The 25,230-nt window shown below is 43.5% G+C and carries 20 protein-coding genes; 10 read left to right on the forward strand and 10 right to left on the reverse strand.

The annotated features are described in order from the left end of the window. Positions 1 to 31: 31 nt before the first annotated feature. From AB4135_RS01605 to mpl, 5 genes are all read right to left on the reverse strand, one after another. On the reverse strand, positions 32 to 802 hold the full coding sequence (locus tag AB4135_RS01605) for an ABC transporter permease (RefSeq protein WP_371989879.1): 771 nt from the start codon (positions 800 to 802) through the stop codon (positions 32 to 34). Between the two features lie 2 nt (positions 803 to 804). After that, positions 805 to 1,749 carry an ABC transporter ATP-binding protein gene (locus AB4135_RS01610; RefSeq protein WP_371989747.1) on the reverse strand — a complete coding sequence of 315 codons (945 nt, stop codon included), beginning with the start codon at positions 1,747 to 1,749 and terminating at the stop codon, positions 805 to 807. 136 nt (positions 1,750 to 1,885) lie between these two features. Next, the gene (hpt, locus tag AB4135_RS01615) at positions 1,886 to 2,419 is read right to left on the reverse strand and encodes a hypoxanthine phosphoribosyltransferase (RefSeq protein ID WP_044556115.1); all 534 of its coding nucleotides are present in this window, start codon (positions 2,417 to 2,419) and stop codon (positions 1,886 to 1,888) included. 7 nt (positions 2,420 to 2,426) lie between these two features. Next, positions 2,427 to 3,080, reverse strand: a complete 654-nt coding sequence (locus AB4135_RS01620) for a flavin prenyltransferase UbiX (RefSeq protein ID WP_371989749.1) — start codon at positions 3,078 to 3,080, stop codon at positions 2,427 to 2,429. Positions 3,081 to 3,111: 31 nt separating this feature from the next. Further along, the gene (gene mpl / locus AB4135_RS01625; protein WP_371989751.1) at positions 3,112 to 4,497 is read right to left on the reverse strand and encodes a UDP-N-acetylmuramate:L-alanyl-gamma-D-glutamyl-meso-diaminopimelate ligase; all 1,386 of its coding nucleotides are present in this window, start codon (positions 4,495 to 4,497) and stop codon (positions 3,112 to 3,114) included. Positions 4,498 to 4,990: 493 nt separating this feature from the next. Between mpl and AB4135_RS01630 the strand changes: the two genes are divergently transcribed. From AB4135_RS01630 to bluB, 4 genes are all read left to right on the forward strand, one after another. After that, on the forward strand, positions 4,991 to 6,478 hold the full coding sequence (locus AB4135_RS01630; protein ID WP_371989753.1) for a SulP family inorganic anion transporter: 1,488 nt from the start codon (positions 4,991 to 4,993) through the stop codon (positions 6,476 to 6,478). Between the two features lie 11 nt (positions 6,479 to 6,489). Beyond that, the gene (locus tag AB4135_RS01635) at positions 6,490 to 7,335 is read left to right on the forward strand and encodes a universal stress protein (protein ID WP_371989755.1); all 846 of its coding nucleotides are present in this window, start codon (positions 6,490 to 6,492) and stop codon (positions 7,333 to 7,335) included. A gap of 451 nt (positions 7,336 to 7,786) precedes the next feature. Next, a complete protein-coding gene (locus AB4135_RS01640; protein WP_371989757.1) occupies positions 7,787 to 9,103 on the forward strand; it encodes an anaerobic C4-dicarboxylate transporter in 1,317 nt (438 codons plus the stop codon). Between the two features lie 395 nt (positions 9,104 to 9,498). Beyond that, a complete protein-coding gene (bluB, locus tag AB4135_RS01645) occupies positions 9,499 to 10,143 on the forward strand; it encodes a 5,6-dimethylbenzimidazole synthase (protein ID WP_371989759.1) in 645 nt (214 codons plus the stop codon). Between the two features lie 3 nt (positions 10,144 to 10,146). Here bluB and AB4135_RS01650 read toward each other — a convergent pair whose 3' ends face one another. Next, positions 10,147 to 10,494 (reverse strand): hypothetical protein, encoded by a 348-nt coding sequence (locus AB4135_RS01650; RefSeq protein ID WP_371989760.1) that lies wholly within the window; start codon positions 10,492 to 10,494, stop codon positions 10,147 to 10,149. 230 nt (positions 10,495 to 10,724) lie between these two features. Here AB4135_RS01650 and AB4135_RS01655 point away from each other — a divergent pair, with 230 nt between their 5' ends. Beyond that, positions 10,725 to 11,435 carry an oxidative stress defense protein gene (locus tag AB4135_RS01655; RefSeq protein WP_371989762.1) on the forward strand — a complete coding sequence of 237 codons (711 nt, stop codon included), beginning with the start codon at positions 10,725 to 10,727 and terminating at the stop codon, positions 11,433 to 11,435. Positions 11,436 to 11,501: 66 nt separating this feature from the next. Here AB4135_RS01655 and AB4135_RS01660 read toward each other — a convergent pair whose 3' ends face one another. The 4 genes from AB4135_RS01660 to AB4135_RS01675 all read right to left on the reverse strand — a co-directional run bounded on the left by AB4135_RS01660 (position 11,502) and on the right by AB4135_RS01675 (position 17,113). Then, positions 11,502 to 12,668, reverse strand: a complete 1,167-nt coding sequence (locus AB4135_RS01660) for a porin (protein ID WP_371989764.1) — start codon at positions 12,666 to 12,668, stop codon at positions 11,502 to 11,504. Positions 12,669 to 12,934: 266 nt separating this feature from the next. Further along, the gene (locus AB4135_RS01665) at positions 12,935 to 14,815 is read right to left on the reverse strand and encodes a diguanylate cyclase (protein WP_371989766.1); all 1,881 of its coding nucleotides are present in this window, start codon (positions 14,813 to 14,815) and stop codon (positions 12,935 to 12,937) included. A 274-nt stretch (positions 14,816 to 15,089) separates the two neighbouring features. Next, the gene (locus AB4135_RS01670) at positions 15,090 to 16,370 is read right to left on the reverse strand and encodes an O-acetylhomoserine aminocarboxypropyltransferase/cysteine synthase family protein (protein ID WP_371989768.1); all 1,281 of its coding nucleotides are present in this window, start codon (positions 16,368 to 16,370) and stop codon (positions 15,090 to 15,092) included. Positions 16,371 to 16,588: 218 nt separating this feature from the next. Further along, the gene (locus AB4135_RS01675; RefSeq protein ID WP_371989769.1) at positions 16,589 to 17,113 is read right to left on the reverse strand and encodes a DUF3087 domain-containing protein; all 525 of its coding nucleotides are present in this window, start codon (positions 17,111 to 17,113) and stop codon (positions 16,589 to 16,591) included. A 365-nt stretch (positions 17,114 to 17,478) separates the two neighbouring features. On the opposite strand from AB4135_RS01675, the gene AB4135_RS01680 reads away from it, so the two are divergent. The 5 genes from AB4135_RS01680 (at position 17,479) to AB4135_RS01700 (ending at position 24,560) form a co-directional block, all read left to right on the forward strand. Further along, complete coding sequence (locus AB4135_RS01680; protein WP_371989770.1) at positions 17,479 to 18,828, forward strand: Na+/H+ antiporter NhaC family protein; 1,350 nt, start codon at positions 17,479 to 17,481, stop codon at positions 18,826 to 18,828. Between the two features lie 363 nt (positions 18,829 to 19,191). After that, positions 19,192 to 21,480: a DPP IV N-terminal domain-containing protein gene (locus AB4135_RS01685; protein ID WP_371989772.1), complete on the forward strand. Its 2,289-nt coding sequence runs from the start codon at positions 19,192 to 19,194 to the stop codon at positions 21,478 to 21,480. Positions 21,481 to 21,846: 366 nt separating this feature from the next. Then, positions 21,847 to 22,785: a hypothetical protein gene (locus AB4135_RS01690; protein WP_371989774.1), complete on the forward strand. Its 939-nt coding sequence runs from the start codon at positions 21,847 to 21,849 to the stop codon at positions 22,783 to 22,785. Between the two features lie 324 nt (positions 22,786 to 23,109). Beyond that, the gene (locus AB4135_RS01695) at positions 23,110 to 23,820 is read left to right on the forward strand and encodes a DUF998 domain-containing protein (protein ID WP_371989776.1); all 711 of its coding nucleotides are present in this window, start codon (positions 23,110 to 23,112) and stop codon (positions 23,818 to 23,820) included. Positions 23,821 to 23,828: 8 nt separating this feature from the next. Continuing rightward, positions 23,829 to 24,560 carry a pseudouridine synthase gene (locus AB4135_RS01700; RefSeq protein ID WP_371989881.1) on the forward strand — a complete coding sequence of 244 codons (732 nt, stop codon included), beginning with the start codon at positions 23,829 to 23,831 and terminating at the stop codon, positions 24,558 to 24,560. Positions 24,561 to 25,230 lie beyond the last annotated feature (670 nt).

Below are 25,230 nucleotides of genomic sequence, written 5' to 3' on the forward strand. Positions count from 1 at the left end.
CTATTTTAGGACTAGACAATGAGCTAATCCGCTAAGTTCTTAAACCGATACCACGTGAAATTAGGTAATAAGCTAGGCTCCAGAAGCCGATACAGAAGCCAACCATCACAGCAACAGACAAAGGTACACTCATATCCGCATAGCCCAAAAAGCCAAAGCGGAATACGTTGATCATGTAAACCACAGGGTTTAGCGCTGACACTCCTTGCCAAAAGTCTGGTAACAAAGACAACGAGTAAAACACACCACCAAGGTAAGTGAGCGGCGTTAAAACAAAGGTCGGAACAATACTAATATCGTCATAACTCTTGGCAAAAACCGCATTGATTAAGCCAGCTAAGGCAAACAATACTGCGGTTAAAAATACCGTAATAGCAACTAATCCTACATGTTGTATGCTGATATCGACAAAGAACAGTGCCACTAAGGTCACTATCGTGCCCACACAGAGGCCGCGGGCAACTCCGCCACCCACATAGCCAGCAATAATCACATAGTGCGGCACAGGAGCGACAATAAGCTCCTCTAAGTTACGTTGAAACTTTGCACTAAAAAAGGAAGATGCCACGTTAGAGTATGAACTGGTGATGACTGCCATCATGATTAAACCAGGGGCAATAAACTCCATGTAAGATACACCGCCCATCTCACCAATACGCTTGCCAACTAAGTTACCAAATATTAAAAAATACAAGGTCATGCTAATGGCTGGCGGTACTAAGGTTTGCACCCAGATGCGGGTAAAACGGTTTATCTCTTTCGTTAAGATGCTTTTAAAAGCTGTAAAATACAGCGCTTTCATGTTCATTGTTGATCTCCGGCCATTTTGCCCTTCTCTACCAGCTCGACAAATAACTCTTCTAGACGGTTAGCTTTATTGCGCATAGACAACACTTGAATATCAAGTTTATTCAATTGCACAAACACATCGTTCAAGCTCTGATCTTTAGCGACATCGACTTCTAACGTATGCGGATCGCTAAGACGGCATTCAATCTCTAACAACTCAGGTTTAGCCGTCAGATCACCAGCGAGATCAAGAATAAACGTTTCCATGTTCAATCGACTCAGCAGTGACTTCATCGTGGTGCATTCCACCAGCACACCTTTGTCGATAATGCCGATATTACGACATAGCATTTCTGCTTCTTCCAAATAGTGAGTGGTGAGGATAATCGTCACACCTTGCTCATTCAGTTCAGTCAAAAATGTCCACATAGAACGACGAAGCTCAATGTCTACGCCTGCGGTTGGTTCATCTAATATCAAAAGCTGTGGTTCATGCATCAGCGCGCGAGCAATCATCAAACGACGCTTCATGCCACCAGATAAGGCTCTTGCAGGGCTATCACGCTTTTGCCATAGGTCAAGCTGACTTAAATGCTTTTTAGCACGTTGTAGCGCCACCTCTTTCTTTACGCCGTAGTAGCCAGCCTGATTAACAACTATCTGTTGTACGGTTTCAAACTGATTGAAATTGAACTCTTGCGGCACTAAACCAATACTGAGTTTGGCCAGTTCAAGCTCTTTATCAATATCGTGTCCAAACACAGACACGCTGCCTGAAGTTTTTTGCACTAAGGAGCTAATCACACCAATCGTTGTTGATTTACCAGCTCCGTTTGGCCCAAGCAGTGCAAAAAAATCACCCTTGTTAACGGTTAAACTAATGCCCTTTACTGCTTCAACTCCGCCTTTGTAGGTTTTCTTTAGGGAGTCAATAACTAAGGCGGCTTCGGTGTTTGCCATGGTTATTCCAATCAATCTGAATCAATAAAAAAACTCCCGCAAATGCGGGAGTCAATAATTTACATTGCGCTCCCAACTTCAATCTAGGTTTAACGCCAAACAGCATTGAAACTAGATTAAAGCTAAAGAGACAAAATTAGTCTTCTAGTGGAACGACTCTTGCGATGTAAGGCAGGTTACGATACTGCTCCGCATAGTCGATACCATAACCAACAATAAACTCATCAGGAATGGTAAAGCCGATAAAGTCGACAGGTACATTGACTTCACGACGCTCTGGTTTATCAAGCAGCGTACATAAGGCTAAACTTTTTGGTTCGCGGATAAGTAACATCTCACGTACCTTATTTAAGGTATTACCTGAGTCGATAAGATCTTCAACAATCAGTACATCACGCCCCTGAATCTCGGACTGCACGTCTTTAAGGATTTTTACGTCGCGGCTACTTGTCATGGCATTGCCATAACTCGATACCGACATAAAATCGATCTCTACGTGGCCTTTAATACGTCGACAAAGATCTGCCATAAATACAACAGAACCTTTAAGCAGACCTACCATCAACAGGCGGTCACTATCGGCGTAATGAGCGTTAATTTGCTCAGCCAAAATATCCAATTTTTGATCGATCTCTTCAGCAGAGATCATCACTTCAGTGGTGTGTTTCATAAAACTCTCAATAGTCGATGTCATTGCGATTATGCTTCTCATAACCCCAACGATTCGTTAATGCATGGTCGACGCCCAAATGGTCTAAAATCCGGGCGACCATAAAGTCTACCAGATCTTCAATCGATTTGGGATTATGATAAAAGCCTGGCGCAGCAGGCATGATGGTAGCCCCGAGCCGAGAAAGCGACAACATATGCTCTAAGTGTATGGCGCTAAAAGGAGTTTCTCTTGGAACTAGAATTAATTGGCCACGCTCTTTTATTACAACATCCGCTGCTCGTTCAAGTAAATTATTACTCATCCCAGTGGCAACAGCGGCTAAAGTCCCGGTACTACAGGGACAGATGACCATCTGCTTAGGTGCAGCAGAGCCAGATGCAGGCGGTGAAAACCACTCCTCTTTACCCAATACAATGAGCTCTCCGGCCACATCGCCAAACTGCGCAAGTAGCTGCGCTTTAGCCTTGTCACTATTGGCGCTTAACTGCAAACCTTGTTCTGTGGCGAGTACCACTCTGGCGGCAGATGAGATCATCAAGAAAACTTGGTAATCGCTCTTAAGCAGGATCTCCAACAACCTCAAACCATAAGGTGCACCAGAGGCGCCGGTCCAAGCTAAACTGATAGACTTATCTGCTTTTTGATATGTGACACTCATGCTTAATCTATTACCTATTTTAATCGCTATGTTAGTGGCTAGCTTTATCATTTAGCTGAGCAAGTAACTTTTGGTGTAGGCCACCGAAGCCACCATTGCTCATCACAATGATAGTATCTCCACTGCCAGCTAGGGCTACGGCTTTGGCTATAATCTCATCAATATCGAATAATACCTCAACAGGTATTGCTGCAGTGCTCATGGCAGCGTTTATATCCCAATCGATATTACCCGCTTGGTAAAGGTATGCGTTACTGGCTAGGGCCAGAGAAGTGGCTAAAGTGTCTTTATGCACACCGCTTTTCATGGTGTTTGAACGCGGTTCTAAAATAACCGTCACTTTTCCGTTACCCACTTTGGCGCGCATACCAGCCAAAGAGGTGGTTATCGCTGTTGGGTGATGAGCAAAGTCATCATAAACTTCGACACCATTTACACAACCAATCAGCTCCATGCGGCGTTTTGGCGGTGCAAACTTAACCAGAGCTTCAATAGCGGCATCAGGCTTAACCCCCACATGCCTAGCAGCTGCGATTGCCATTACTGCATTTTCAATGTTGTGCTGACCAATCAGCTGCCAATCAACAACCCCTTGTAACTCACCATCGAAGAACACTTCAAACTCATGGCCATCTTCACTAAGGTTAGTGGCGTACCAACCTGTTGCAGCGGAGTTGAGATGATACATCTCTTGTTCGCTCCAACACCCCAGCTCAATAACTTGCTGCACACTTTGGCTATCTGCAGGCCAAATGACTTTGCCTTCACCGGGAACGGTACGTATTACGTGATTAAACTGACACTGGATCGCTTTAAGATCATCAAAAATATCGGCATGGTCAAATTCAAGATTATTGATCACTAAGGTGCGTGGTTGGTAATGTACAAACTTGGAACGTTTATCGAAAAATGCGCTGTCGTATTCATCGGCTTCCACCACAAAAAATGGTGAGCCTCCAAGACGGGCTGATACGCCAAAGTTCTGCGGCACACCACCAATTAAAAAGCCAGGTTCATAGCCGCAATCTTCTAAAATCCAAGCTAACATGCTAGCGGTTGAGGTTTTGCCATGAGTACCAGAAACCGCCAGTACCCAGCGCTCAGCGAGAATATGTTCCGCTAAAAATTGTGGGCCAGAAGTATACTTAAGACCTCTATTGAGCACAGCTTCTACACAAGGGTTACCACGGCTCATCGCATTGCCTATCACCACAAGATCAGGCGCATCATCTTCACCTAGTCCTAATTGAGATGGGTCAAAGCCTTGAATAAGCTCAATCCCTTGTTCTTCTAGTTGAGTGCTCATCGGCGGGTATACATTGGCATCACTGCCTGTCACTTTGTGCCCTTCAGCTCTTGCTAGCAGCGCAAGGCCGCCCATGAAGGTGCCACAAATCCCTAATATATGTACGTGCATAGCGGTCACTCTGAATTTAAAAACCTGCTTTATTCTAACCAATTGCGCGGCTATTTGTCAGTTAACTATGGTTTAAACTCACTCAAACACAAGATTGCTAATTCAGTAAGATGTTGAAGCGGTTTAACTGCTGAATTTACAACGCCACCTTCTCAACCATAAACGCCTAAACGGCTATGCCAGCGAGGCTTGGCATAAATTTGAAACGACTCTAGCGTGATCTTGATCACACAAGCGACACCTTATTAGGTGTAATATTCAGCCAAAAATTGATCTAGAGGAAATTACTCACTGTGCTAATGACGCCGCCCTAACGCTCTGCCCTCCCTATAGCTTTCATTGCTAACTAAGTATCACACTTAATTCTTTGCGCTTGTTAATTCGTTGTCGAATCACTACGGCAATTTTCCGCGCCAAAATTTTATCAAAAAAGCACGCATTACACTCCAGCCTTACCTCTGGTGCGAACTGCCGTGCGTAAACTGAGAGTTCAATGTTTAAAAATTTCAAAATTGATTGGATATCTAATATTCGTGGCGACATGCTCGCCGGTATCGTTGTTGCCTTAGCGCTGATCCCAGAAGCTATCGCTTTTTCGATTATTGCTGGTGTCGACCCCAAAGTGGGCCTTTATGCCTCATTCAGTATTTCAGTAGTTATTGCCTTTACAGGCGCTCGTCCTGGGATGATTTCAGCGGCAACTGGCGCGATGGCACTGCTAATGGTTACGCTAGTCAAAGAGCATGGCTTGCAATACTTACTCGCAGCAACAGTGTTAACCGGCTTACTACAGATCCTTGCAGGTTATTTAAAGCTTGGCGATCTGATGCGCTTTGTATCCCGCTCGGTAGTCACCGGATTTGTCAATGCGCTCGCAATACTCATTTTTATGGCGCAACTTCCTGAACTCAGCAATGTCACTTGGCATGTCTACGCTATGACATTGGCAGGGCTAGCGATTATCTACCTGTTTCCCTATTTACCGGTTATCGGCAAAATTGTGCCCTCCCCTTTAGTTTGTATTGTTGGCTTAACAGCATTTGCGATGCTCTTCGATATTGATATACGCACTGTAGGCGATATGGGCGACTTACCCGATACCTTACCGATATTCTTATGGCCGGATGTACCACTAAACTTGGATACGTTACTGATTGTATTACCTTACTCTCTAGGACTTGCTGTTGTAGGACTGCTAGAGTCAATGATGACCGCAACCATTGTCGATGACCTTACCGATACCGGCAGTGATAAAAATCGCGAATGTAAGGGACAAGGGATTGCCAATATATCAACGGGTTTACTCGGTGGCATGGCAGGTTGTGCCATGATTGGTCAGTCGATGATTAACATCAAATCTGGTGGCCGTGGACGTCTATCCAGTTTTTCGGCGGGGATCTTCTTGCTGATAATGGTAGTGTTTCTTGGCCCTTGGCTAAAACAGATCCCGATGGCTGCCTTAGTCGCCGTCATGATAATGGTGGCTATTGGTACCTTCTCTTGGCGCTCAGTCATCGACATGAAGAAACATCCACTGTCGACCAACATTGTCATGCTGACGACTGTTGTCGTGGTAGTGGCGACTCATAACCTCGCCATAGGTGTATTTGTTGGTGTACTACTGGCGTCGCTATTTTTCGCCAATAAAATTAGTCGCATGATGGTGGTAAAGAGTGACAATTTTGAAAATGACAGCTGTGAGTATCGTGTTATCGGCCAGGTGTTTTTTGCATCCGCAGATAAATTTATTGATTCACTTGATTTTAAACAGGTTTTAGAATCGGTCAGCATCGATCTGTCTGCTGCACATTTTTGGGATGTGACCGCGGTATCCGCATTAGACAAGGTAGTGATTAAGTTTCGCCGTGAAGGGACTCAAGTTAACCTCATTGGCATGAACAAAGCGACTCGTACCATCGTCGATAAATTTGGTGTACACGACAAACCTGAAGAAGCTGAAAGACTACTGGCTGGACATTAAGGATAAGACAGATGAAAAATATAGTTGCATGTATCGATGGCTCTAAGTTAACACTAGCCACCTGTGAAGCCAGTGCTTGGGTTGCGCAAAAAGTCAAAGCACCACTAACTCTTCTGCACGTGCTTGATAGAACAGCGAGACCGGTGGTCAGTGAATTATCAGGACAAATAGGCATTGGCAGTCAAGAAGAGTTGCTCAATGAACTGGTTGAGCTCGATGAACTTCGCAGTAAAGTAGCACTGAAACATGGAAAGCGGCTACTCAACGATGCTGAAGAGTTAGCGCATGTAAAGGGCGTTGATGAGATCTATAAATTACAACGTCATGGTAGCTTACTTGAAACGCTCTGTGATATTGAACATCAACTAAGGGTATTAGTTATTGGCCGCTCAGGTGAAGGACATAGTGCCTCAAAAGCTATTGGTTCTCAGCTAGAAAGCGTTGTTAGAAGCATTAAAGCACACACTTTGGTGGTCAGTGAAACCTTTGCTACACCTAGCTCATACATGATTGCCTTTGACGGTAGCGCAACCAGCGACAAGTTGATTGAAAAAGCAAAAAATACTCCTTTGCTTACAGGGCTCGAATGTCATCTTGTGATGATTAATGGCTCAGGCGATCAAACTACAGCTTTTAAACAGGCATCAAGACAGCTGAAAGATGCTGGAGTAAGAGTGACCGAGCGGGTATTAACGGGCCATGTCGATACAGCATTACTCGATTATCAACAGCAACAACAGCTCGGAATGATTGTAATGGGTGCCTACGGCCACTCAAAATTAAGACAGTATTTTGTTGGCAGTAACACCACACAAGTGCTGTTAAAAAGCACAGTTCCGCTATTATTGATCCGATAATATCCTCCCCTACAGCAGGCTATCTCCGGCCTGCTGACAAGGGGTTGTTGATCTTTCAATGTTTTTATTACTGCGTTACGCGCTTTTCAGTCTGCTCGCTATGCATCATCGCTCAAGCCTTGCCCTAAAAGGGTTGCATGCAAAAATAAACCAAGCTCGAGAGATCAACAGCCCCTTACTCTCCTACCATTTTATTGAAAGACTTTAAAATTCACCTAACTGTTAACTGCCCAATATTAACGCAACGATTTAGTCTCTAATTAAAAGTGCAGGGCTCACATTTTTTCTATAAATAGTGGCAGAACAATGCGGCTTATCACCTTGCTGTACCGTCACTATTTAAGCAGTAGATAACATACGGTATAAGTTAGCTATTGCAGGGCATTTTCTAACGCATAACCACCATTTGTTGTAGAAACACAATTTAGTACATCACTAGAAGGGATACCTTATGTTTTTCGTACATATGCTGTTATTACTGGCTGTCATCTTTGTCGGGATCCGCCATGGCGGTGTTGCCTTTGGTCTTTTAGGCGGCTTAGGAGTGTCGGTTCTCGCCTTTGTATTTGGCATTGCTCCAGGGTCTCCTCCCATCAACGTTATGTTGATCATTTTAGCGGTAGTCGCCGCTTCTGCGACACTTGAAGCGACTGGCGGGCTTAAGCTACTCGTGCGTTATGCAGAAAAACTCCTGCGTAAACATCCGAATCAAATCGTATTTCTCGGGCCCCTATGTACCTATTCACTCACAGTGCTGGTTGGTACTGGTCACTCGGTTTATCCGTTGTTGCCAGTCATCTACGATGTCGCATACAAGAAAGGTATTCGACCTGAGCGGCCACTTGCGATTGCAACTGTTGCATCACAAATGGGGATCACTGCCAGTCCAATCGCCGCCGCTGCCGCCGTTGTTATTGCGACCTCGATGGAAAATAACCTCGATATCAGCTTAGTGGATGTGTTGCTAGTCACTATCCCTTCTACGCTAATCGGGGTGTTAGTCGCTTCAGCATGGAGTTTAACGCGCGGTAAAGATCTTGATAAAGATGAAGAATTTCAAGCTCGCCTGTTAGATGAAGAGTTTAAAAATAGCTTAATTGACCCTGATATTGAAACCAGCGATGCGGCTAAGAGTGACAGCATTGCCAAGAAAGGACTAAGCATATTCTTATTGGGGATCCTTGCTGTCATTGGATTGGCAATGTTCAGTAAAGAATTACTGCCTGAAGGCGTTAAAATGTCGGTGGCGATTCAATTTATGATGCTCTCTGTCGGCGCGCTTATCTTATTAGCCACCAAGGTTGATCCCAAGAAGATCGTCAACAGTAACGTGTTTATTGCCGGGATGACCGCGGTCATTATTATCTTCGGTATCGCATGGTTAAGTGACACAATTATCGGTTACCACAAGAGTTACTTGATTGAATCTGTTAGCGACATAGTACATGCACATCCTTGGTCGTTTGCGATTGCGATGTTTGTCGCTTCGGTGTTTTTAAAAAGCCAAGCCGCTACTTTAACAATCATGCTGCCATTAGGTTTCTCTTTAGGGATCCCAGCACCGGTATTAATCGGTGTATTACCGGCTTGTTATGCTTACTTCTTTTTCCCATTTTACCCAAGTGACTTAGCAGCGATTAGTTTCGACAGAACGGGCACTACCCACATTGGCAAGTATGTCTTAAATCACAGCTTTATCGTGCCGGGCTTTATCGGCGTGGTGACTGCCACATTTGTCGGCTACTTCATTTCAATGGCGATAAATTAGTAAAACTGAAGACTAATACCAATTGCATTAAAAGTTTGACCATTCAGCGGGAATTCAAAACGCTGTAGGAAAGTAGTGGGATTTGAGCTAGTAGTTATTCTATATCCAAATCCCATCGCGAATCATACAGCGTTTTGAAACCCGCACTACGTGAGCTCCTCAGTCTTTCCACTTCTGCTTTGCATTGGCTTAAAAGGGAACAACCATTTCTTTACCAATGCGCTTTGAATTGAAAAGGCTGGGGGGCTCTGAACGGGTCAAATACTTAATGCAATTGGTATAATACATAATCAGACTAACCTAGCAGTTGTCTATCTGAGTATACTCAATAACGTGCCTACAAAGGCACGTTTTTTATTCGCAACGAATGACCCCTTAGCATAAATGGAAACCAAATGAGTCAATTATTTAGTGAAAGCGATAGCCAAATATTGGCTGATATCATTCGCCTTAGGCGCGATGTACGCGGCAACCGTTTTAACGATAAGCCGGTTTCTCAAGCAATAATTGATTCACTGCTAAATGCAGCGATGTTGGCGCCCTCAGTGGGATATTCACAACCTTGGCAATTTGTGGTTATCAGAGACTTAGCGACCAAAAAAGCAGTTCAACAAACCTTCAGCGAAGAAAATGCTTCTGGCAGCCAGCAATTTAGTGGCGATAAACGAGCTCAATATGACACACTAAAGCTTGAAGGAATTATTGAGGCGCCCATCAATCTAGCGGTATTTTATCAGCCCAGTACAGAAGCCGTGTTAGGCCAAACGAGTATGCCAGAGATGGGCAAGTTCAGTGTGGTTTGCGCGATTCAAAACCTGTGGTTAACGGCCCGCTCACTCAACATAGGGGTTGGCTGGGTCAGTATTTTAGACCCTCTGAAGATTAAGGATATTCTCAATGCACCGGCTGCTTCTGAGTTAATTGGCTATTTATGTATCGGCTACGTTGATGAATTTCTCGATGAACCAGAACTTAAACAGAAAGGTTGGCAGCAAACAAAGTCTGCTGCACAGGTGGTTTTCAAAGAGCAGTTTACCTAAGGGCTACTTTCTTCGCTGCTTCATCTTTTCGCGCATTTCGGCGACCATATTTTGATACTGTTCAAATTGCGATTCATCTAAAATCTGTTGCATTTGACTATCTCTAGTCTCAGCGGCAGCCTTCATTTTCTTGCCTTTATCGCGGCGACTGCCCTCACTTTCGTGCAGTAGTTTCATCTCATCATGAAATAATCCCATCACAACTTCTGTTTCTGCTTGCTGCTCACCTGTTAGCTTTAGTTCTTCAGTCAGCTTAGCTAACATTTTTCCTGAATCTGGTCGCTCAGTGGCTGCTACATTGGCACATACTGTACTTAGCAAAAGTATCATTACGAATAAAATGCGCTGCATTGCTTTACTCCTTTTGGTTGAAGTAATCAGTATAGCCAATGGTTTGTAATGGACATGATGCATAAAGTAAATCACTGTAAAAAAGCAATTAAATACCGAGTGTTGAGCATTGAACCCCCAATAATATTTAAATATCAAAAAAATATAACCCTTTTTCAAATCACCGCCGTTTATAACTCACAACAACTCAATTACCTCTTGGCAAATACCAGCCAACTTTTGGAGTCATCATGAATAAATCAACAATCGCGGCAGTAATCTCCAGTCTAATTCTATCAGCAAGCCTCGCGGCGCCAACATTGGCTGCCGAGGTCAATTTCCCACACCTTGAAACTATCGGTAGCAGCAATATTGTAGTTGAAGCCGATATGGCAGACGTTAACGTCGAAGTGATTATCAAAGCAGAAACGGCACAGGCAGCCAAAAAACAATCGGATATAGCTGTCGCAAAATTCATTGCCCGCTTACAAAAAGCAGGTGTTAGCCGCAAACTTATTCAAAGTGCCAATATCAATCTTCAACCACAATATCATTACGAAAAAGGTCAGCTTAATAAACTAATAGGCTACAGTGCCAATCGCCGCGTAAGCGTCACTGTTAATGACCTCAGCGAGCTTAACAGTATTTTAGATAGTGCTCTCGAACAAGGCATTAATCGTATCAATCACATTGCGCTGAAATCGAGCAAAGAGGCACAATATATAAAACAAGCAAGGTTGGCAGCGATTAAAGATGCCCAACAAAAAGCGGCTGAATTAGCCGCAGGTTTTGGTGAAGATCTCAATGGAGTTTGGCACATCCGTTACTTTGACCAACGTCCGGTGCAGCCGATAATGATGAGAATGAGCGCTGAAAGCGACAACTACAACGTGGCCAAAAGCTATCAACAGGGGCAAGTGACGATCCAAGATAGAGTTGAAGTCACTTTCCGCCTTAAATAATCCAATAATAAAAAAGGCTTATCAAACTAATCGGCTTGATAAGCCCTATCTTTTAGTTTTTAGTGCTTACATAACATATCGAATACCAATGGCGACACCATCATCTTCTGAAACTGATTGCTTCGCTTCATTTTCTGGATTATCACTGCTGAAATCACTAAAGTCGACGCGACCTTCTAAGTACAATACCAAGCTGTTATCCCATACATAATGCAGCCCAGCAACGGCGAACTGTCGCTTAAAGACATCACCAGGATGTGCCGCTTCATAGGCATCTCCAGCCTCCAAAATATTGTATGAAGCCATTAGCTTAAAATTATTATCTAGAAAGTAAGATGCTAAGGTCTCTAGACCAACCGACTCTTGCAAAAAACGGCCTAGGTTATCGGTGTCGTGGAACTCATTTTGGTTGAGGTTCATCGCCGCATAAAAACCATGCTCATCCCAACTGCCCCAGGTTAGCCCAAAACCGTAAATATAGTCAGTCTCAGAGATCACTCGACCACTTGCCGTCGTCCCCTCTGGTTCACCGATATTACCACCTGCGGTAATCACTAGCTGGTCAGTCGCTTGATAGGTTAAGCCAACACCATAAGTATTATCGTATTCAGTTGATACCAATCGATTAGGGTTATTGCTGCCATCATCAGCAATATCCGTCATGCTACTCTTAAGCTGCATCTGCAACGCTATACTTAAATCACCCCAAGCATTGCGATATTGGATAATTTTGTCACCACGACCCACACCATTAATGGCACCATCTGACTTATTGTAAGTATAAGTCCCAGATGCATTACCGTCCCAAACAAAACCATAGTTTGTATTGTAGACAACGTCGTACCATGCACCCCATTGTTTACCTATGGCGATAGAGCCATAATCGTCGTGACTAATACCAACATACCCTAGACGGTTATTCAGAAAGTCGCCACTTTGAGTCTCGAAATTACTCTCACTACTATAGGATATAGTTGCATTACCAAAGGGATTGACGCCCCACTCTAATTTAACGTAACTTTTCCAGTCACCAGACATATCTCTAGTAAAGCCGAAATTAATTCTGGAGCTACCATTTACGACTTCGGTAACACCTTGAGTATCAATGATACGGGCATCGACAAAACCACCGACTTCAAATGCGTTCTTATCATCTTTAAATACCTCAATCGCCGAACTTGTCGGCACGAAAACCAACGTGGCAAGGGGCAGAATTGCTAGCGCTTTTTTCATAATATCTCCAACCTTGGCTTATTATCCATTTGCGGTAAAGCGTACTTCTGCTGTCCATGATCTTGAAATGCAATGCTCACTGCAATAACAGCACTCGCCAAACAAAAAACATAGCAAATAATATCGGAAATACAAGTTGATAGCGAAAGGGAGCAATAATAGATAGCAGGTTTACAGCTGAGTGTAGTCAGTTAGCGATGCTGCAACAGTAGCGCAAAGGTAAGACAGCCTCAGAACTAGGCTGTCTTGCTATTACCAGTTAGAATTCAGCTGTTTTCCGCACGCTGCCAAGCGAGGTAGACTTTATTCTTGCCCGAGAACTTGGCTTTATAGAGCGCTTTATCTGCTTCAATAACGAGCTCACTCAGCGTAGTCGCTTGTTCATGTAAAACAGCTATACCTAAACTAATGGTTAGCTCTAATTTGATCTCATCAAACTGAAAAGGCTGTGACGCTACGGCGCTGCGGATCCGTTCAGAAATAGCAGCAGCTTCTTCTCCACTGGTATCAGGTAAAATAATAAGGAACTCTTCCCCCCCAATTCGCCCAAGAAGATCTTGCTCTTTAAGCCAGCGTTGAATTCGTTTAGTTGTAGCTTGAATGGTAAGATCACCAATGTGATGACCATATTGATCATTAATGCTTTTAAAGTTATCAATATCAAAAATGATCACCGATACAGACTGCTTTTTCTTAATCGCTTTTTCGAGAATTTTATCACCCGCGACAAAGGTATAGCCTCGGTTGGCAATACCGGTCAGATAATCAGTTTGGGCGCGACCCATAAACACTTTTCGAGAATGTAGCAGGAAGATTATTGCCGCTAATAGCACCACAGCCACTAAAAAATAGATACTGAGCTTAAGTTCACTGATGCGCTCTTTATCTGTGGCGGCTTTCAAGCTCAGCTCCTTGAGCTCGAGCTTATTCGCTAATAACATATTCTCGAACTCTGCCAGTTTAGCGTTGTGCTCCAGCGCCGCGTCTATAACTTTGTTATTAATAATGGTTTTATTGTTTTCACGCTCTTCATCGATAATCTTTAACAAGGTATTGACTGCATCTAAGTAGTCACGATTGTCGAATGCCAAAATGGCATCGGCAGTGAGCGCCATGCTGGTCATATTGGCAGGGAAGCGCTTATCTTGTTTAAAAATAGCCGCCATATTAGCCGCTTTCTCTACCTCACCGGTTCGCATATACGCTAATGCCAAAAACAGATGGCTGCTGGTGACAAAATAGCGCTCTTGAGTGGTATCTTTAAAGGCAACGGCTTGTTCGAGATGAGAGACAGCAAGTGGGTAGTCGAAGGTCCCTAGTGCTACTCGGCCAGCATTTAGATAGGCAAAAAAGTAAAAATCTTTAAACTCAGGAGCTTGTTCAGCTAAGGTAAACTGTGCAGCGATATTAACTTTAGCATTATCCCAATCACCAGACTTAATTGCTGAGCTAATCATATTATGCTGCATGTTAAACATGTCTTCTTTATCGTCGACTGTTTTCCAAGTTTCATAAGCTTTGTTAAAATTGTCGTAAGCACGTTTATGTAAGCCTGCAGTGCGGTATAAGGAGCCTGTGGCATTATAAATAACAGCTTTTCGGTGGACATCTAGCTGCTCACCTTTATCAACAATGACCATGGCTTCATCGAGCAGCGCAATCCCTTCATTCACAGTGGTCGCAGTGTAATAACAATAAGCGTTTTGAGTCAGGGTCTTAGCAAGCAATTCTTGATTGTCATGTTGCCGCGCGTAGTCAAGCGCTTTACGACGGTCAACACAGTAGGCAGCGGGATCGTTAGTCTGCAGGTAGACTGAAAATGAACGCTCTAAATAACTGTCGATCAGTATGTCTGAAATAGGCAGAAACTCAACTTCAGCAATTCCTTTGTCATAACTTTCAATCGCTAACTCTAGCTGACGAGCCTTCTCATAAGCTTGCCCATAAAGGAAGTACAAGCGCGCACGTTCGTGTGCAGTTAGCTCACTTTTATTGATGTCAGCACTGTTAAGTATTGATAGCGCCGTTTCTGGAAAGTTATCTTTAAACTTAGTTTCTAACTGCTGCAATGCAGTACTCGCATTCGCAACGGAAAAAAATGCCATAAAAACAGAAAATATGATCGCGATTATTATTTTTTTATGCATTTTACAGCTCTTTAAACTTAACTCTTTTTGAGTAGTAAATTGCAGAGTAGCACATGCAAAAAAATTGTGAACTTGGTAACTTGAATTAACGCTTTTTAATATAAAATAATGACATAGTCAACACTATGATAAATATCTATCAATCCCCTTCGAAGACATTAAATCACTGCGGATTGGCCACATCACTAGTTACCCCAACTACCTAACTAATGTTCTGCGGCCATAGCGACAAGATTAGCCTGCAAGCTAACCTTTTAACTGAAATGTGACCAAGTTAACAAGCTTGCTCTAAGGCTTGCTCGACATCGGCAATGATATCGTCAATATGTTCAATGCCCACGGAGATCCGCACTAAATCTTCCGACACCCCAGCCTTTGCCAGTTCAGCGGCATCGAGCTGCCTATGGGTTGTTGAAGCGGGATGGCATGCGAGTGATTTGGCATCACCAATATTAACCAGTCTCAAAATCATTTTTAGTCCATCAATAAACTGCCCACCGGCTACTTTGCCATTAGCCGCCTTAATACCAAAACTAATAATGCCAGAGGCCTTACCGCCAGTAATTTTGTAGCAATTATCATGAAAAGGGCTATTCGCCAACGCAGCGTAATTCACCCAGCTCACTTTAGGATGCGCCTGTAAATACTCGGCTAAAGCCAGCGCATTTTCACAATGGCGCTCCATTCTTAACGCCAAAGTTTCTAGCCCTTGCATTAATAAGAATGCACTTTGTGGTGCAAGTGCAGCGCCAGTATTTCTTAAAGGAACCACGCGACAACGACCAATAAACGCAGCGGGACCGAAAGCTTGGGTATAGACCACACCATGGTAGGACGCATCTGGCTCATTAAGCAGTGCAAAGCGTTTAGGCTGAGCAGCCCAATCAAACTTACCACTATCAACAATCGCTCCACCGATAGTCGTACCATGACCGCCAATATATTTGGTTAGTGAGTGAATGACGATATCTGCGCCATGTTCAAACGGCTTACATAGCACAGGAGTGGCCACAGTATTATCGACAATTAGCGGAACGCCATGCTTATGAGCGATCTCAGCCAAGCGCTGTAGATCAACGATATTGCCAGCTGGATTACCAATAGATTCACAAAAAAGTGCTTTAGTTTTGTCATCAATAAGTGCATCTAGCTGCTCGAACTCATCAAAACCCGCCATGCGGACTTCAACACCTTGCCTTGGTAATGTGTGTGCAAATAGATTGTAGGTGCCGCCGTATAGCTGACTGGTACTGACAATATTGTCACCCACTTCAGTTAGTGCTTGGATTGCATAGGTGATTGCCGCCATACCCGATGCTAACGCTAATGCAGCAATACCACCTTCAATGGCAGCAAGGCGCTGCTCAAGCACATCAGTGGTTGGATTCATAATGCGAGTATAAATATTTCCCGGCACTTTAAGATCGAATAGATCCGCTCCGTGCTGGGTGTCATCAAAGGTATAAGAGGTGGTTTGATAGATAGGCACAGCCGCCGCTTTGGTGGTCGCTTCAGATTCATAACCATGGTGCAGCGCTAAAGATTCAAGTTTCATACCGTCATACCCTCTTCCAGTTAATTGAAATACCAACATAGCAAGCAGCCATCTAGAAGTCTAAATGTTTTTTTATTTTGAATCCAGCTAATGCAATCGTCTGCTGAGTGGAGCGTATTGCCACAAGTTATTGTAATAATTTCTGCCTAAAAATAACTCACTTCAGTCTAACTGTGAGCTAGCATTTGCTAGCCCACCCAGCTGAGACATAATCAATATTAGATCTTATTCAATAACTCAGGTTCAAACTGCACCGCAGAGATAGTTAGGCCCAGTGACGCTATCTTTTCATTTAATTGGTTGAGATCTTGTTCGACGGTCGACATAGTGAGCGTATTGTTATCCAGAGCATAAACTTGCTTCAAACTAGCAAAGTAAAAGCTCAAGATGATGAACGCATTTACATCATTGTTTTCAGCGGCCACTTTTATTTTGGCCAGCTTACGATAAATTTGGTTGTGCAGCTGCTTTAAGCGCCACACGTAGTACACTTCATGCATATAGGGCTTATTTTTTTGGCTTTGTAACACTGCACTGCATACCACTAACGATAACACCACGCCAATTAGGTTTAGGTGAAAGTTTCCTGTTGAACCATCATCGGGTAAAGCTTGAGCGCCAAATAACTGAATCAACAATGATCCAAAAACCAGCGACAGTATGGCCAGACTAGCAACAAATGTCGCAATCACAATATTAGTGTTTTTCCGGTAGGTCTGTTTATCAACGTGCATTAAGTGCATCTGTAGCTCTCAAGATTAGACGGACAATAGAACTGCTATTCTAGCATCTAAGTCAGCGCTAAATAGCTCAAAATCTACCTTGTCTTGGTAAAACATTTGTATTTATCCCTCAATGTTGGCAAGTTAAGTTCTTGCTAAAATAAGTAGCGGTTAATCCTACTTATGTCACAACTTTTACCAAACGTTCACTTTGGCAGTAAAAACATCTAGACGTCTAAATTGACAGACGTCTCTTGATCTCATATCCTCTTAACTATTGAGATGTACCATTCTGTGAGTTTATTCATTTAAAGCACAGTTTGTTCCAGCTAGGAGGGCGATGGGAACAGTGGTTCGATGACTGATTTAAAATAAGAGAGATAACATTGACGAATTCCAGTAACGCCCCAAAAGCTCAAACAACTGATGCAACAGCGCCATCCTTTCTTGCGCTAACCCCACTTTTTCTTTTTCTAACACTGTTTATTGGTGCTGGAGTTTACTTTCAAAGACAAGGTGTCGACTTTGCTTTTTACCAACTACCGAGCGTAGTTGCGATACTGCCTGCAATCATCTTCGCGATTTTAATCTCTAAGCAAAAGCTAAACCAATCAATAGAGACATTTTTAGCAGGAATTGGCCATTCTAATATCATCGCCATGTGTATGATTTATTTGTTAGCGGGAGCATTTGCGGCAGTCGCTAAAGCAACTGGTGGCGTCGATGCAACTGTTGCACTTGGTTTGTCGTTAGTGCCTTCTAGTTTATTACTGCCGGGTTTCTTCGTCATTGCCGCCTTTATCGCTACCGCAATGGGTACTTCAATGGGTACGATTGCAGCAGTCGCTCCGATTGCACTTGGTGTTGCCAACGAAGCACAAATAGACCTTGCGATTATGGCCGGCGCCGTGATCTCTGGCGCGCTGTTTGGTGATAACTTATCGATAATTTCAGATACCACCATTGCAGCCACGCGTACTCAGGGCTGTGAAATGAAAGATAAATTTAAAGAGAATCTTATCTTTGCTATTCCAGCATCGATTATCACTCTAATTATCTTTACTTTAGTTGGCCAAGGGCAAGCTGACGTTGCAGCCCAAGAGATAGACTTCATTAAAGTTATCCCTTATCTCACTATTCTGTTCTTGGCAGTTGCGGGCCTTAACGTATTTGTTGTACTGACAGTGGGTATTCTACTGGCTGGCGTTACAGGGCTACTGACCATGGACTACGGCGTTATTCAGTTTGGCCAAGATATTTACGCTGGCTTTGGCAACATGCAAGAAATTTTCATTCTATCTATGCTAGTGGGTGGCTTGGCTGCACTTATGCAGCAGCAAGGTGGGCTGGCCTTTGTGAGCAAGCAAATTGAAAAGCTGATTGCTCGTTTCTCTAGAGCCAAAGGCGAAGCATCGTGCCGCGCATCAGAGCTAGGCATGGCAGGTATTGTGGCAGCAACTAATACTTGTGTTGCCAACAATACTGTATCGATAGTAGTGACTGGCGATATTGCTAAAGATTTAGCTCAAAAGCACGGTGTTACCCCAAAGCGTGCAGCCAGTATTTTGGATATATTCTCATGTATTATCCAAGGTCTAATCCCATACGGTGCACAAGCACTATTGGTTGCATCAACCTTCAGCTTATCACCGTTAGAAGTGGTTACTCACGCTTGGTACTGCATGATCTTGGCGGTTGTTGCCGTGCTGATTGTGGTACTTCGTAAACGTGCTTAAGCAAATTGTATCGGGGTAACGCCAGATCACAATGGGCAGCGTTAATACGCTGCTCATTGTTTATCTCCTAAAGTGCAAATAGCCGTCTAACTCTTTCAAAGCTATCTCCAAACGCAATACTTCACGCTAAAATATTCAGCAGCATTTTCTGCATGCTTGTAAAGCTATACACAACATAAGCCACCATCACTGGGTTGTTAAATCTTTTAGCATGACTGCTAATAAGCTCATTGCGTTTATTTTGCCCTATTTTTCAGTGTATTCATTTCGGCAACAATTAGTGTATACATTATCCATTCAGTGTATCCTCATACCTTTATAGTCATTGATGCGACAGATTAAAATAGAGTTACGGAGTATAGAATGATAAGAAAGTCAGCGATTTTACTCGCCTCTGCAATGCTTACAGCATGCAGTACGACGCCTACAGCCCCGCAAACAACCAATGTTTCTATTGCAGATTATCAACGTGCTGAGCGCTTCTTACCAAAGAACGTTCATAAGATGGTCCGCAACCTGGCAGTTGAGCCTAACTGGATAAATAACAGCAGCAACTTCTGGTTCAGTGAAGTCGATTCCAAAGGTAATAACACTTATTACAAAGTCGAACCTGCAACAGCCCAAATATCGCTGCTATTTGATCATCAACAGCTAAAAACCAGTATAGGACATAATGAAAGTACAGCTTTCTACCTGAAGATTAACGCCATTGATGTTGATAGTAACCAGCTAACCATTCACTACAATAAGCAGGACTATCAATGCAGCCTACTCACCAGTGTTTGTGATAAACCTGTTGAAGCGGACACTCCGTCACTAGCCAACTATTCATCTCCAGATGGTAACTATGCGTTAAGTGTCAAAGATTGGAATCTATACTTAACTGATAACCGCACTAACACCACCAGTCAGTTAACTTTCGATGGCACTGAGGGTTACCCCTACGCAGTGCAAAACCAAAATCCAAAAGCCTTTATCAATAAAGATCCCGCTAAGGTTAAGCAGCGACTCAGCGTCTACTGGGCACCAGATAGCAAAACCGTGCTGACCCACAGACTGAATCGTGAAAAAGTCGGTAAGCTGCATCTTATCCAATCAAGTCATGCTGAAGGCTTACGCCCTAAGCTTTATAGCTACTACTATCCACTCGCCGGTGATGAGCATCTACCGACAGGAGATATCTACTCCATTGAAGTCGAGAGTAAAAAAGTCACCAAAGTAGTGGCTCCAGAGCTACAGCAGACATATTACGGTGGACCGCTATGGGGATGGTGGGAAGACAACAACCGATTCTATTTCTTTGAGCAAGCCCGCGCGAAAAAGCGTATAAGCTTCCATGAGTACAACCCAGAAAACCATCAAGTAAGGTTAATTGTCGAAGAAAAGTCAGATAAATTCCTTGATCCGTGGGCGCAAGATGCTTGGGTATTACCAGCATCAAATGAGGTTATTTGGCCAAGCCAGCGCTCAGGCAAACAGCAATATTACCTGTATGATCTGATTAGCGGCGAACTGAAAAATAAGATCACTCAATGTGATTGCTTCGTCAGAACTTACCGCGCACTCGATAAGAAAACACGCACACTATATTACGAAGCATCAGGTGGATTTGATGACCGCGATCCGTACCTGCGTCACCTTTATAAAGTAAATTTAGATGGCACTGCACACCAGTTACTGACACCTGAGCCATTAGAGCATAGCGTTCGGATTGCACCTGATTTCAACTACTTTGTCGATATATCTTCTAGCGTACAAACCGTGCCAACAACTAAGGTGCGTAGCACAGACGATGGCAAGGTTATGATGACTGTGGGTAAACCTGATGTCAGTGAATTGATGGCCACTGGTTGGCGTGCGCCTGAGCCTTTTGAAGTACTCGCGAATGACAACAAAACTAAGCTATATGGCTTGATGTATAAGCCGAGCAACTTTGACCCAAGCAAACAATATCCAGTGATTGATGCGACCTATACTGGCCCGCATAACTTCTTCACTCCCAAGTCCTTTTGGAGCTATTTCCAACAAGCACAATCGCTTGCTGAACTTGGATTTGTCGTTATTAAAATGGATGGCCGCGGCACCAGTAAGCGCGACCGAGACTTCCATTTAGTTGCCTATGAAAACCTCGCAGCAGGTGTTGATGACCATGTGCAAGCGATTAAAGATCTTGCCAAAAAGCACAGCTATTTAGATGTTAACCGCGTCGGTATTTACGGGTTTTCAGCTGGAGGCTATGACACAGCACAAGCGATGTTTAGGCATGCTGACTTCTTTAAAGTGGGCGTTGCCGCGTCTGGTAACCACGACTTTAGAGTGGATAAAACCGGCTGGAACGAGATTTGGCTAGGTTATCCTGTTGCCAAGCATTGGGATGAGCAAACCAATCTCAATATGGATAGCATTGCCAAATTGCAAGGTAAGCTATTGCTAGCCCATGGAGAACTCGACGAGAACGTCAACCCAGCTGCAACCATGCAGTTGGTGGATAAACTCATCAAAGCCAATAAAGATTTTGACTTAATGATCTATCCGAACCGCGATCATTTCCTTAATGACAGTGACTACTTCGTGCGTAAACGTTGGGACTATTTTGTCGAGCATTTGCTGGGGGCTACCCCCATCAAAGAGTATAAATTCGAACAAAAGTAGCCAATCGTAACAACGAAAATAACCTCAAGGGTAAAAGACGGTGTTAATCGTTTTTTACCCTTGTTTTAATCGCTGACTTACCCTTTAGCCACCAAAAATCTAGTCGTTAGGCGTTACAGCTAATACAAAGTACACCGGATAACTCACACAAAACAAACCTCACGCCAACAGCAAGCCCTCAAGAAAATCACAGCTACTCCCCAAGAAAACAACAACTAACCATTGATTTTAAATGTTTAATTCATTTTAAAGATCAAGATCACACAAAGAAAATGACTCATTCCCCGATAGATTAGCATTTCGTAAAATTAAACGAGTAACACCTTTATGTTGCTCGTTTTATCCAAATTCCAGAGGGCTCGAACATTGTTGTTATTCAATCAAACTGTTCGCTTACAAGTCGACGACGTTGTTGTTCAATACCATATATTTGAAACTGAACAGCCAATTATGATCACCTTTCCGCCAGGAAACGAAGCACTCTCTGATTCAGATTTAATTGAAAATAAAACGCCGTGGGGATTCGAGTTTTTTGCAAAAAGGCAGATGAATGTCGTTTCATTCAACCCTATTGGCAAAGGTAATTATTACAACTCCAGTGAGCTTGCAATATTCACTGCAAAACTAGGTAAGCATTTAGATTGTTTTTCTGAACGCATTGGCTACGGAGTCAGTCGTGGCGGATTTGCCACATCGATGTTTTCTAAGAATTTATGTTTAGACCGTGCATTGCTGTTGATGCCAATTAGCACTTACGATATATCCATTGCCCCTTGGGATCCAAAAGTCAGAGAAGCGGCTCAATATCCTAATGCATCCTCATCCGCAGACTCAACTGAATGCGAGATCCCACTGACCATTATTTATGACCCACTCTATAAACCCGATTCAATGCATATGAAGCGTTACCAAAGTTGCATTAATCGCTTGCCGTTACCTGGAGTTGGCCACCGTATTCCACGCGCTTTATTGCAACTTGGCATACTAAGCTCGACAGTATTACAATATCGACAGCAACAAATTGATCCAGCAAGTTTCTTCCTAAAAATAAGAAAACGCAGGGCTCTGTCTATCTTCTATCGAGGTCTGCAAGCCTGCAATAAAACATCGAAATTTTCGCTTCGTTCTCGGGTAATACTTTTCCACAAAATTCGATACCATGTTAATAATCTAGATATCGACCCAAAAAAAATTCATCAGCAACTATCTGAAAGTATTCAAAAACGCTGTTTCTATACTACTGATTGCATACTCAACCATGGCTACAGAAACGTTGCAGGGATCTCGGCCTTAGTGCTTTGTTAAAACGCGCTGCTTTATTGATGATTGAGCTCTATTTGCTTGAGTCTCTACTACCCAATACTGACTTAGTAAACTCCGTAATCGATTAGCTGCAGCAACATTCCTGCTCTTGTGAAAAACTTGTTATTCAGGCAGGTTATACACTAGTTCAACTCTAGCAACACCAATGTAATAATGGTGCTCCCTATTAAATATATAAGCGCAGCATTGCTGTAAATAAAGTCTAGGCTTCAGACCTATGCCTAAAGTCAATTTAATCTCGCTAGAATCTGCACTTTCAAGCGCCTTATGTATACAATGTGCAGTAACTAACAGATGGAGGGCTTAATGGAAGATGGAATAAAGTACCAGTCGATGCAGTATGATCTGCACCGGTTAGTCGTGCTGACTATTTTCTTTGGAGCACTTATCGCCGCTTCAGGTGTTTCCATCTCGGTTTGGGCTGAATACCAAATTATCGGTGACGCTGTTTTCAATCGCCGTTCTGATTTTCTAGGTGACTACAACAACGCTAAATTCGCCTTTGTGTTTAATATGGCGCTGATGATAACGGGCATCTGTATCATGTTGGCAATGTTCGGCCTATATTCTCTTAAGCACGGAGCATTTAGCCATAACCTTTCCCTTGTCGGCGGTTGGGTAGGAATGTGCGTATTATTAATGGGCGTTTTTCCAATCAACTATTTAGAGATGCACCGCTTAGTATCAACCTGTTTTTTACTCGGCACAGTATTGATGTACTTTTTATGTATAACCGACAGATTCAGCCAGCACTCCATCTGCAAAGGCCCCATTTTCATTTTAAGCATTTTAGGTTTCGTCGCAGCATCAGCTCTAGTCATTCAACTCGATTGGAATACCCTCGATTTTAGCCTGTGTGAACACCCTGAAAGCGCGCCTTGCTGGGTCGCTATCACTATGTGGCTGCAGACAAATATTGTTATGCTCTGGTGCTTATCCTTTGCTTGGACAGTGAGAAAAATAACCATTCAACATTACCTTGAGTTATCGCAACGCTACTTAGCTGGCGAGCGGTAATGATTAGCATGAGACTGGCAAAATACCTAGCCCTAAGCGGCTATTGCTCCCGCCGCGCTGCGACCCGCCTTATTCGAGATGCAAAGGTGATAATCGATGGCCGAGTAGCAAACCACATTGATACCGTCACCTTGTTAGACATTGCTACGGGTCAGGCCAGTCAGGAAAAAATAGTCGTTGAGGGCACTTTAGTTACTGCCGTTGAAGCCAAAGCGTACTGGCTGTTTAATAAAGCTGTTGGCACTGACTGCCGTTTATTGCCTGAACGTAGTGATAGCCTTATTCACTTATTACCTAAAGAGCCAAGACTGTACCCGGTTGGTCGGCTCGACAAAGACTCACATGGCTTACTATTACTCACTAATGATGGTGAGCTCACCCATCAATTAATGCACCCAGATTTTGGTCACCGCAAGACTTACCACGTACAAGTTGACCGGCCGTTTGATGCAGTGTTTTTAGCTAAGATGGCAGCGGGAGTTAGCTACAAAGATGTCACCACTCTACCCTGCACTATCACTCGTATGGCTGCCGATCGCTATGAGATTATTTTAACTCAAGGGTTAAATAGGCAAATACGTCGTATGTCACAATCCCTTGGCTACAAGGTCATTGACCTAAAAAGAGTTTCGATTCAAAGCTTACAGCTAGGGGATTTAGCAAGCGATGAGATGCGTTCACTAAGCTCAGCTGAACTTACTGCTCTGCGTGCTTCGCTTGATTTAAATGCTAGCACTTAATCGTTAATTTTAATCATCAGCCTCGGTTCGCGGAAGCTTAAATCAACTTGATTAAGTTTATACCCAAGCCCGGTGAGTAACTTTATAGGTGTTAGCACTGGAAAGCTTAGCTTGCAGCAGCTAATTTCCCCCGTTGGACATTTCGCTTTTTAAATTCGTCGGGGCGCTGAGGGGTTAACTCTGATGAAATCAACAGCGGAGACAAGCGCTTTCCCTTTAGCTCCGGCGCAGTTTGATGCATTTGTGGTTCCAATGACCTGCGGCCGGCGCATGTGCAGATACGACCATGACGCGCAGCAAGTCCGTCCGTGGAAGCTCGCCATGACATCCATGTCATGGATGGTCACGGCCGTATCGACACGGGGTTAGAAAAGCCCAAACTCTCAACATTTGAGTTTTCAGCTTTATGCTAGTAAGTAACAGCGCTCTCAGTTAACACTGGAGTAAAGGTAAAATACTAGCTTGCAGCAGCTAATTTCCCCCGTTGGACATTTCGCTTTTTAAATTCGTCGGGGCGCTGAGGGATTAACTCTGATGAAATCAACAGCGGAGACAAGCGCTTTCCCTTTAGCTCAGGCGCAGTTTGATACATTTGTGGTTCCAATGGCCTGCGGCCGGCGCATGTGCAGATACGACCATGACGCGCAGCAAGTCCATCCTTGGAAGCTCG

The organism is Shewanella sp. 10N.286.54.B9 (assembly GCF_041468565.1).
GTDB lineage: Bacteria > Pseudomonadota > Gammaproteobacteria > Enterobacterales > Shewanellaceae > Shewanella.